We start from the raw sequence: 10,288 nt of genomic DNA on the forward strand, positions 1-10,288 counted from the left end.
GACTACCTGTTCGTGGGGTTCGTCGGGCCCGCGCTGGTGATGATGCCGGTGTGGCCGCGGCTGGGGGCCCGGTGGGGCAAGCTGTGGGGCTTCCGGTTCGCCAGCATCGTCTTCGGCCTGGGATCGCTGGGCCTGTGTGCCGCGACGGTGCTGCCGCTGGCGGTGTCGTTCGTGTTCGTGGCGCTGGCCGGGGTCGGCTACGCCGGCATCCAGGTGTTCCCGCTGGCGATCCTGCCCGATCTGATCGGCCAGGAGGAGGAGCGCACCGGCGCCACACGCGCCGGGATCGCGGCCGGGGTCTGGACGGCTTCGGAGACGCTCGGGCTGGCGCTGGGGCCGGGGCTGTTCGGCCTGCTGCTCACCGCGGGCGATTACGTGTCCACTGTGGACGCTTCGGCGACGCAGCCCGGCAGCGCGGTCACCGCGATCCTGCTCGGATTCTCACTCCTGCCCGGAATCCTCGTGGCGCTGGGCATTCCGCTGTTGCGGCGGTCGGTACTGGAAGGCGTGTCATGACCGGCATCCTCGACGAGTTGCGCGCCCTGCGGGCGCAGGACCTTCCCACCCACGGTGGCCGGACGCTCGCCTACGTCTACGACAGCGGTCTTGCCGGGCTCGACGAGCTCGCGGCCGCCGCGCACGCACTGGCCTCGTCGGCGAACGGCCTGGACCCCACGGCCTTCCCGAGCCTGCTGCGCATGGAGAACGATCTCGTCGCCGCGGCGGCCCGGCTGCTCGGCGGCGGGGTGGGCGCGGCGACCTCCGGGGGCACGGAGTCCTGCCTGCTCGCCGTGCTGGCGGCCAGGGAAGGGCGGCCCGAGGTCGCGAACCCGAACATGGTGCTGCCTTCCACCGCCCATGCCGCGTTCCAGAAGGCGGCACACCTGTTCCGGGTTCGGGCGAAGACCGTGCCGGTGGACGCGAAGACCTTCCGCGCCGATCCCGAGGCGATGGCGGCGGCGATCGACGACGACACCGTCCTGGTGGTGGCGAGCGCGCCGTCCTACGCGCACGGCGTGATCGACCCGATCACGGAGATCGCGGCCGCCGCGGCGGCCCGCGGGGTGCGCATGCACGTGGATGCCTGCATCGGCGGCTGGGTGCTGCCCTACCTCCGGCGCCTCGGACGGCCGGTGCCCGAGTTCGGGTTCGCCGTCGAGGGCGTCACGAGCATCTCGGTGGACCTGCACAAGTACGCCTACTGCCCGAAGGGCGTCTCGGTGCTGCTGCACGCCGACGCCGAGTCGCGGCGCGGCCACTACTTCTCCAGTGCCCGCTGGCCCGGGTACACGATGCTCAACACCACGCTCCAGTCCACCCGCTCCGGCGGTCCGCTGGCCGCCGCCTGGGCCGTGCTGCGCGAAATCGGCGACGACGGGTACCTCCGGCTCGCCGGGGACACCCTGGAAGCGGTCACCCGCATCCGCGAGGGCATCGGGGAGGTGGACGGGCTGGAGGTGCTCGGCGACCCGGATTCGACCCTGATCGCGGTGGGTGCGGCGAGCGACGAGTTCGACCTGTTCACCGTGGCGGACGAGATGAAGGAGCGCGGCTGGTACGTGCAGCCGCAGTTCGCCTACGAGTCCTCGCCGGTGAACCTGCACCTGACCGTCACGGCGGCCAACCGGGGCAGCGAGGCGGAGTTCCTGGGTGACCTGCGCGACGCGGTGGCGGCCGCCCGCGCCGCGGGCCCCGTCACGGTGGACCCCGGAGTCGCCGCCTTCGTCGCCGCGCTGGATCCGGACACGCTGACCGCCGAGCAGTTCGCCGGGCTGCTGGCCGCCGCCGGCCTGACCGGGGGATCGGGGCTGCCCGCGCGCATGGCCGGGATCAACGCGCTGCTCGCCGAGGCGCGGCCCGCCCTGCGGGAACGGCTGCTGCTGGAATTCCTCGGCGGGCTCTACCAGAGCTGAGCGCGGGCCGCCCGGCGGGACAGCTCAGCCGCGGATCGGGTGCTTCCGGATGAAGTCGACGATGGTCTGCGCGACGAGCGCCGAGTCTTCGAGCGGCATCGCGTGGCTGACTCCCGGGAGAGTGGTCAGAAGGGCGTGCGGGATGCGCTCCGCCAGTGCCTTGTTGCGTGCGTGATACGGGCTGCCGAGCAGCAGCCCGTCACCGCCATCGACCAGCAGCGTCGGCTGTTCGAGGGTCTCCAGACCAGCGGCGAAAGCGTCCCAGCGCACCAGTGCGGCGATCTCGTATGTGAAGAAGTACTCGCTGCTTCGGATCGAGTCGGCCATGCCGGCGGCTCCGAGGGTTCGCGCGAGCAGGTCCCGGAAGCCGGGGTTCACGACACTGTCGAGGAAGGTGTCGAACGCGAGGTCCCACTCGCCGTTCCTGGCGGCGGCGATCGCGGTGCCCATCGCGGGGCTTCGCGACTCTCCGGGGACGACGACGGCCGGTTCGAGCAGGACCAGGGAGCGCACCAGCTCCGGCTGGGCCGCGGCCAGCTGAAGCGCGACATTGCCCCCGCTGGAGTGGCCGACGACGTGGGCCCGCTCGATTCCCGCGTCGCGCAGGACCTTGGCAAGGTGCTCGGCGTGGTCGGCCACGGTCAGCTCCCGGCTGAGGTCCTGGCTTAGTCCGTAGCCTGCGCGGTGCGTGCGGATGACGCGGTGGCCGGGCAGGCAACCCTCGACGGGAGCGAACCAGTCCGCGCCCAGCGAGGCGTGGACCAGCAGGATGGGCTCACCGCTGCCCGAGTCCCGGAACGCGATGGCCGCGTTGCCGCAGGGAAGGGTTTTGAGGGGCATCGACTTCCTTTCGCGGATCAGAGGTGGCGCTCGATGAAGGAACTGACCACTGCGAAATAGTGGTCCGGTTTCTCGATCTCGATCAGTTCGCCCGCGTCGGTGAAGACGACGAGTTCGGCGCCCGGTATGCCCTTGGCCAGTTCCTCGGACACCGGCATCGGCGTGCAGTGGTTGTTGTCGCCGCACAGCACGAGGGTCGGCTGGACGATCTCACCGAGACGCGCCGACGTGTCGTGGGCGGCGATCATATCGATGCGCTTGAGGTCGATCTCCCGGTCCCCGGTCTGGTCTCCGCGGACGGCGCCGGCGATCTCGATCCACTCGCTCACGCGCTCGGGATGGTCGTAGGTGAACCTCGGCGAGAACAGGAACAGCGAGTAGGCGGAAAGCAGGTCGAACCGGTCCCACTCCGCGGCCATCTTGCGGCGGATCCCGAACTCGCGACGCATGAACGGGTCGAACCGCGCGAACGACGACGAGAGCGTGAGCGAACGGACGACATCGGGGTGGCCGAGCGCGATGTGCTGCGCGATGGCGCCGCCGGTGGATGCTCCGACGATGTGCACCGAGCGCAGCCCGGCGTGCTCGACGACGGAGACCATGTCCCGGGCCAGTTGCCCGGTGGTGTAGCCGTCGATGGCGTGGGTGGTGCGGCCGGTACCCCGCTGGTCGGGCAGGAGCACGAAGTAGCTCTCGGCGAAGCGCTCGATCTGCTGGCCCCAGCTCTTGGCGACTCCGCCGAGCCCGGATATCAGGAGCACCGGCGGGTTGGCCCGGTCTCCGAGTACCTCGTAGTACTGCGTGAAGCCCTGGTGGGTGAACGTCGTCATGGCAACTTCCTAATGCGGAACAGTACTGCTCTGTTTCAGAATCTAGCGACCCGGAATGCGGAACGCAACAGCCCTGCTCCGCAATAGGATGGGGGGATGGAGACGACATCAACCGAGCGCACGGCCGGACGGAGGCGGGACCCCCAGACCGACGCCGCAGCCATCGAAGCCGTCCTCGACCTGGTCAGCGCGGGCGCGACCCTGTCCGGCCTGTCGCTGGTGACGATCGCCGAGCATGTCGGGGTCTCCCGCAACACCCTTTACCGGCGCTGGAAGACCAAGGAAGAGCTCTATCTGGACGTTCTGAACGCCGTCAACAGGCCGCTTCCGGAGTTCGGCAGCCCCACCCCGCGTGAGGATCTGGCCGCCTACCTCGCGATCCTGATCGAGCGCACCCTCGACCGTCGCGCCGGCAGCGTGCTGCGTGCCCTGCAGGCGGAGGCCCAGGCATTCCCCGAACTGCACCGCCGCTACTTCGACGAGATCATCGCTCCCCGCCGCGAGACCGTCTACCGGATCCTGCGACGGGGGATCGCCGCGGGAGAGATCCGCCCTGGCATCGACATCGAGTTCGTCGGCGAACTGCTCGTCGCCCCCATCCTCGCCCGCATGGCATCCGGTGCCATCGAGAAGCTCGACCCCGAAACGACGGGGCACCGAATCGTCGAGCACGTCTACCGCGGCATTCAGGCGTGACCTCGTCCGCGCACCATTACCGTCTTCACGGAATCCGGGGGAATGCCGTAGGGCGAGCCGGAGGAACGGTCTCCCGCGAAAGTGCGCGGCCCCACGGGCTGGGAACGGGACTTCGACGGCGCGGTCCGGGCCCCGTTTCCCCGCGGCGGCGCCGCCCCGCGGACCACCGCGGAACGGAATAGGTTGGGGCCATGAGCGGACCCGAGCCCGATCCGGCACTGCTGGAGATGGCGGCCAGGGTCTTCGGTTTCGCCAGGAGCGGGCAGACCGGGACCCTGATGGCCTACGTCGACGCCGGGGTCCCGGTGAACCTCGGCAACGACAAGGGCGACACGCTGCTCATGCTCGCCGCCTACCACGGCCATGCGGAGACGGTGTCCGCCCTGCTGGCCCGGGGAGCCGATCCCAACCGCCTCAACGACCGGGGGCAGAGTCCCCTGGCGGGTGCGGTGTTCAAGGACGAGCCCGAGGTGGTGAAGGCACTCCTCGCCGCTGGTGCCGACCCCGAGGCGGGCAGGCCCTCCGCGGTGGACACCGCCCGGATGTTCGGCAATAGCGAGTTGCTCACACTCCTGCAGCCCTGATGCGGCGGTCCGGCCTCGAGACCGGCATGCTTACCGCCATGCCCGAAGACCACTACCTCGTCGGCCTGGACCTGGCCGGCCGGCGCGTCGTCCTGGTCGGGGGTGGCACGGTCGCCCAGCGCCGCCTGCCTCGCCTGATCGGTGCGGGTGCCGCCGTCGAGCTGATCTCCCCGCACGTGACGCCCGCGGTCGGCGCCATGGTGGAGGCGGGGGAGCTGGTCTGGCATCAGCGCCGCTACGCCGAGGGCGACCTCGAAGGCGCATGGTACGCGCTCGCCTGCACCGACGATCCCGCGGTCAACGCGGAGATCTGCGCCGAGGCCGAGCGCCGTCGCGTGTTCTGTGTCCGGGCCGACGCGGGCACGCGGGGCTCAGTGGTGACCGCCGCCGTGGGGCGGCACGAAGGCATGGTCGTCGGCGTGCTGTCCGGTGGTGAGCCGCTGCGGTCGGCCGCGGTCCGGGACAACCTCGTCGAGGCACTGCGCACCGGCCTGGTCGGCGACGGCGCGGCGCGCGCCGGGATCGGGGAGCTGCCCGGGGTGGCGCTGGTCGGCGGTGGTCCCGGCGACCCCGAGCTGATCACGGTCAAGGGCCGCCGCCTGCTGGCGCGCGCCGACGTGGTGGTGGCCGACCGCCTTGGCCCGCGCGAACTGCTCGACGAGCTCGCCCCCGACGTCGAGATCGTGGACGCCGCCAAGATCCCCTACGGCCGCGCCGCCAGCCAGGAGTTCATCAACTCGACGTTGATCGAGAACGCCAAGGCGGGCAAGTTCGTGGTGCGGCTCAAGGGCGGTGACCCGTACCTGTTCGGCCGCGGTTTCGAGGAGCTCCTCGCCTGCGCGGAGGCCGGGGTCCCGGTCACCGTGGTCCCCGGCATCACCAGTGCCTTCGCCGTCCCGGCGGCGGCAGGCGTGCCGGTGACCCACCGTGGCGTCGCGCACGAGGTGGTCGTGGTCTCCGGCCACGTGGCTCCCGGCCATCCGAGCTCGCTGGTCGACTGGACCGCGCTCGGGCGCCTGCGCGGCACCATCGTGCTGATGATGGGCGTGGAGCGGCTCGGGGAGTTCGCCGCCGCCCTGCTCGAGGCCGGACGGCCCGGGGACACCCCGGTCGCCATCGTGCAGGACGGCACCATGCCGGCCCAGCGGATCACCCGCTCCACTTTGGAGTCCGTGGCGGAGGACGCCAGTGCGGCCGGGGTGCGCCCGCCCGCGGTCACCGTGATCGGCCCGGTGGCCGCGCTCGACCCGGATCCGCGTGCCTAGCCCGTCGGCCTTCGACCAGTCTCCCCGGCGTGGCCGCGCTCGTTTCCGCATCGCCGGAGTCGCCGGTATCGCTGGAGTCGCCGGAGTCGCCGGAGTCGTAGCACCGCCGCGCGAACCCGATGATCTCCTCGGTCAGCCGCTGAGGGTCGAGTCGCAGTTCCACCGGGCTGCGAGCCTCGACGAACTCGGCGTGTGGCAGGTCCGCGGCGAGCGTGTCGGCGTCGCCGAACGGGTGGATCGGATCGCGCTGGTGTCCGATCACCAGCGCCGGCACACTGATCTGCCTTCGCACCGCCTTCGGCGGGGCGATCCGTCCGAACAGGACGCCGTGCAGCAGCGCGGCCATCGACGCCGGGCGCTGGCTCAGCGTGTCGGTGACCACGTCGACCCACTGGTTGCCGTGCGGCACCAGGCGGGCCATCGTGGCCACCCCGGAGACGCTCACCGGGACGAACCGGGCGGCGAACAGCAGTGGGGCGAAGGTGAGCAGGCCCGCCACGATGGCGTTGTCGAGCACCGGCATCTCCACGATCATGCCGTGCAGACGTTCGGGCGCGGCCACCGCCACTTCGAGTGCCACGTTGGCCCCGAGCGAGGTGCCCCCGACCACCGCCCGCTCGACGCCGAGGTGATCCAGCAGCGCCATCACCTGCAGGCCGAAGGCGGGCATGGAATAGCGCCACGACTCGGTGGGCCGGTCGGACTCGCCGTGCCCGAGCAGGTCGAGGGTGATCACACGGAAGCCCTCGTGGGCGAGGGCGCGCGCCAGCGGGGCGTGCATGCGGCGGGTGAGCATCAGTCCGTGCGAGAGCACGACGATCCGGTCACCGTGGCCGTACTCGGTGTAGGCGAGCCGGTGTCCTTCGAAGGTGAACGATCCGGCCAGCTCCAGAAGGTGCGGGGCCATGTACCCAGCAAACCATGAGGATGGTTCAAGATGACAGCCATGAACGAAACCGCTGACCTGGTCGCCTTCTCGGTCGACCGCTCCGGCCCCGTGGCCGAGGTGACCCTGCTCGGGCCGTCCAAGGGCAACGCGATGGGCCCCGATTTCTGGCGTGAGCTGCCGATCGTGTTCCGTGCCCTCGACGCCGACCCGGAGGTCCGCGCCATCGTGCTGACCGGCAGCGGGCGCAACTTCTCCTACGGCCTCGACCTGCCCGCGATGATGGGTGCGTGGGCCCCGCTGCTCGGCCCGGACTCGCTGGCGGGCCCGCGCACCGCCTTCCTCAAGGAGGTCCGCGGTCTCCAGGCCAGCGTCACCGCGGTGGCCGAGTGCCGGACCCCGGTGATCGCCGCCGTCTCCGGCTGGTGCATCGGCGGTGGGGTGGACCTGATCGCCGCCGCGGACGTCCGGCTGGCCAGCGCCGAGGCGAAGTTCAGCGTGCGCGAGGCGAAGGTGGCCATCGTGGCCGACATCGGCAGCCTCCAGCGCCTCGCCGGCGTGATCGGCGAGGGGCACCTGCGGGAGCTGGCCCTGACCGGTAAGGACATCGACGCCGCCCGCGCCGAGCGGATCGGCCTGGTCAACGACGTCTACCCGGACCAGGAGGCGGTGCTCGCCGCGGCCCGCGCGATGGCGGCGGAGATCGCCGAGAACCCGCCGCTGGTCGTGCAGGGCATCAAGGAGGTGCTCTCGCTCAACACCGAACGCCAGGTCGCCGACGGGCTGCGCTACGTCTCGACCTGGAACGCCGCGTTCCTGCCCAGCAAGGATCTGGGGGAGGCCGTGCAGGCCTTCATGGAGCGCAGGAAGCCCGAATTCAAGGGTGAGTGAGGAGAACAGGTGAGCAACGACGCTTTCCGCCAGGCCCGCGACTACCTGCTGGCGCACCGCGAGGACTACGACACCGCGTACCGGGATTTCGCCTGGCCGGTGCCGGAGGAGTTCAACTGGGCGCTCGACTGGTTCGACGTGATCGCGCGCGCCCCGGAGAACGCCCGGCGGTACGCGCTGTGGATCGTCGAGGAGGACGGGTCGGAGGGGCGATGGACCTTCCCCGAACTTTCGGAACGGTCGAACCGCGTGGCGAACTGGCTGCGCGGGCACGGCGTGCGCCGCGGCGACCGGCTGATCCTCATGCTGGGCAACCAGGTCCAGCTGTGGGAGACCATCCTCGCCTCGATCAAGCTCGGTGCCGTGATCATCCCGGCGTCCACCCTGCTCGGTCCGGACGACCTGCGTGACCGGGTCGAGCGCGGCGCGGCGCGCCATGTCGTGGTGCGCTCGGCCGACGCACCGAAGTTCGCCGGCGTGACGGGCGACTACACGCGGATCGCGGTGGGCGAGGAGGTGCCCGGCTGGCTGTCCTTCGCCGACACCGCCACCGGCGCCGCGGAGTTCACTCCGGACGGTGCCACCGCGGCCGCCGATCCGCTCCTGCTGTACTTCACCTCGGGTACCACGGCCAAGCCGAAGCTGGTGCAGCACACGCACGTCTCCTACCCGGTGGGCCATTTGTCCACTATGTACTGGATCGGCCTGGAACCGGGCGACGTGCACCTGAACATCTCCTCGCCGGGCTGGGCCAAGCACGCCTGGAGCAACGTGTTCGCGCCGTGGAACGCCGAGGCGACGGTGTTCCTGTACAACTACGACCGGTTCGACGCCACCCGGCTGATGGCGCAGATGGACCGGTGCGGGATCACCAGCTTCTGCGCGCCGCCCACGGTGTGGCGCATGCTCATCCAGGCCGACCTGACCGAGCTGAAGAACCCGCCCCGCAAGGTGGTCGGGGCGGGCGAGCCGCTCAACCCCGAGGTCATCGACCAGGTCCGCAGGGCCTGGGGCGTGACCATCCGGGACGGCTTCGGCCAGACCGAGAGCAGCGTGCAGATCGCCAACACCCCGGGCCAGCCGGTCAAGTCCGGTTCGATGGGGCGGCCGCTGCCCGGGTTCACGGTGGCGCTTCTCGACCCGGTCACCGGGCAGCGGGGCACCGAGGGCGAGATCTGCCTCGACCTCGCGCACCGCCCGGTCGGGCTGATGGCGGGCTACGCCGACGACGACGAGCGCACCGCGAGGGCGTTCGAGGGCGGCTACTACCACACCGGTGACGTCGGCTCGATCGACGAGGACGGCTACATCACCTACGTCGGACGCACCGACGACGTGTTCAAGGCGTCGGACTACCGGATTTCGCCGTTCGAACTGGAGAGCGTGCTCCTGGAACACGAAGCGGTGGCCGAGGCGGCCGTCGTGCCGTCGCCGGACCCGATCCGGCTGGCGGTGCCGAAGGCCTACGTCGTGCTGGCCGCGGGCCACGCCGCGGACGCGGCGACGGCCGAGAGCATCCTGGCCTTCGGCCGCGAGCACCTGGCGCCTTACAAGCGGATCCGGCGGCTGGAGTTCACCGAACTGCCCAAGACGATCTCGGGCAAGATCCGCCGGGTCGAACTGCGCGGCCGCGAGCAGTCCGTTGCGGACGGCAGGCCGCCCGGTGAGTTCCGCGAGGAGGACTTCCCCTCGCTCAAGTCCTGAAGCGGACGCACGACGCTGACGGGGCCCCGCACGGGTGGCGTGCGGGGCCCTTCGCACGCCCGGTTCGCGGGCGTCCTCTGTGGAGCATGGTCCGGGGTCACTCGGCGGCGACCACGCGGGCGTACACGGTCTTGTCGTCGAGGCTGCAGGTGGTGCCGCCCTGGGAGCTGGGCGGGCCGGACACGCACAACCAGCCGTCGACGGTGGCGCTCACCGGGCGGCCGGAGCCCGCGGGCTGCTGCCCGGCGATCCCGGCCTGGAACTTCGCCACGAGCTGATGGGCCTGCGCGCAGCCGATGCCGGCCGCGGTGCCGTCGAGCACGCTCAGGGTCAGGCCGCTGGCCGCGGTGACGGAGCCGCAACTGCCGTCGGCCGGCGGCATGGCAGGCACGGTCGTCACGGTGGCCGCGGCGCGCCCGGCCGGAGTGGCGCCCGTCGCGGAACCGGAGGCCGGGCCTGCGGAGGTGAGGGCGGGCGCGGCGGCCTGCGGGGCGGGCACCGAGCACGCGGTGAGGAGCGCGGTGACGCCCCCGGCGAGCAGCGGGCCGAGCCGCCTGACGATCATCGTTTCCTCCCTGGGCATGATCCGGCAGGGCGAGGCTACCGCTCCCCGCGGGCCGCCGCGCACCGGGCCATGAATGGTCCACAGTGGACCGCCACGTAGGGTTGGCCCCTCCAC

General features: G+C 71.3%; 11 protein-coding genes. 7 read left to right on the plus strand and 4 right to left on the minus strand.

The window, feature by feature from the left end; translation table 11 throughout:
• Together FNH05_RS22550 and FNH05_RS22555 are read left to right on the plus strand one after the other, a co-directional pair.
• Window positions 1–516: MFS transporter (locus FNH05_RS22550; protein WP_144590708.1), on the plus strand; the 516-nt coding region annotated here is incomplete at its 5' end.
• The gene (locus FNH05_RS22555) at window positions 513–1,913 is read left to right on the plus strand and encodes a pyridoxal phosphate-dependent decarboxylase family protein (RefSeq protein ID WP_144590709.1); all 1,401 of its coding nucleotides are present in this window, start codon (window positions 513–515) and stop codon (window positions 1,911–1,913) included. The genes FNH05_RS22550 and FNH05_RS22555, both read left to right, overlap by 4 nt.
• Window positions 1,914–1,937: 24 nt before the next feature.
• Here the strand turns inward: FNH05_RS22555 and FNH05_RS22560 are convergent, their stop codons facing one another.
• Complete coding sequence (locus FNH05_RS22560) at window positions 1,938–2,753, minus strand: alpha/beta fold hydrolase (RefSeq protein WP_144590710.1); 816 nt, start codon at window positions 2,751–2,753, stop codon at window positions 1,938–1,940.
• Window positions 2,754–2,770: 17 nt separating this feature from the next.
• Window positions 2,771–3,583: an alpha/beta fold hydrolase gene (locus FNH05_RS22565; protein ID WP_144590711.1), complete on the minus strand. Its 813-nt coding sequence runs from the start codon at window positions 3,581–3,583 to the stop codon at window positions 2,771–2,773.
• Window positions 3,584–3,679: 96 nt separating this feature from the next.
• Here FNH05_RS22565 and FNH05_RS22570 point away from each other — a divergent pair, with 96 nt between their 5' ends.
• The 3 genes from FNH05_RS22570 to cobA all read left to right on the plus strand — a co-directional run bounded on the left by FNH05_RS22570 (window position 3,680) and on the right by cobA (window position 6,128).
• A complete protein-coding gene (locus FNH05_RS22570; RefSeq protein ID WP_144590712.1) occupies window positions 3,680–4,279 on the plus strand; it encodes a TetR/AcrR family transcriptional regulator C-terminal ligand-binding domain-containing protein in 600 nt (199 codons plus the stop codon).
• Window positions 4,280–4,470: 191 nt separating this feature from the next.
• On the plus strand, window positions 4,471–4,863 hold the full coding sequence (locus FNH05_RS22575) for an ankyrin repeat domain-containing protein (protein WP_144590713.1): 393 nt from the start codon (window positions 4,471–4,473) through the stop codon (window positions 4,861–4,863).
• A gap of 38 nt (window positions 4,864–4,901) precedes the next feature.
• Entirely contained in the window at window positions 4,902–6,128 is a 1,227-nt protein-coding gene (cobA, locus tag FNH05_RS22580) for a uroporphyrinogen-III C-methyltransferase (RefSeq protein ID WP_144590714.1), read from the plus strand.
• Here cobA and FNH05_RS22585 read toward each other — a convergent pair.
• A complete protein-coding gene (locus FNH05_RS22585; protein WP_144590715.1) occupies window positions 6,079–7,035 on the minus strand; it encodes an alpha/beta fold hydrolase in 957 nt (318 codons plus the stop codon). The genes cobA and FNH05_RS22585 overlap by 50 nt on opposite strands.
• 30 nt (window positions 7,036–7,065) lie before the next feature.
• Here FNH05_RS22585 and FNH05_RS22590 point away from each other — a divergent pair, with 30 nt between their 5' ends.
• Window positions 7,066–7,905: a crotonase/enoyl-CoA hydratase family protein gene (locus FNH05_RS22590; RefSeq protein WP_144590716.1), complete on the plus strand. Its 840-nt coding sequence runs from the start codon at window positions 7,066–7,068 to the stop codon at window positions 7,903–7,905.
• A 9-nt stretch (window positions 7,906–7,914) separates the two neighbouring features.
• Complete coding sequence (locus tag FNH05_RS22595) at window positions 7,915–9,609, plus strand: AMP-binding protein (protein ID WP_144590717.1); 1,695 nt, start codon at window positions 7,915–7,917, stop codon at window positions 9,607–9,609.
• 97 nt (window positions 9,610–9,706) lie between these two features.
• Here FNH05_RS22595 and FNH05_RS39380 read toward each other — a convergent pair whose 3' ends face one another.
• Window positions 9,707–10,174 carry a hypothetical protein gene (locus FNH05_RS39380; RefSeq protein ID WP_246127889.1) on the minus strand — a complete coding sequence of 156 codons (468 nt, stop codon included), beginning with the start codon at window positions 10,172–10,174 and terminating at the stop codon, window positions 9,707–9,709.
• Window positions 10,175–10,288 lie beyond the last annotated feature (114 nt).

Origin of the sequence: Amycolatopsis rhizosphaerae (assembly GCF_007713715.1) — a bacterium.
GTDB lineage: Bacteria > Actinomycetota > Actinomycetes > Mycobacteriales > Pseudonocardiaceae > Amycolatopsis_E > Amycolatopsis_E rhizosphaerae.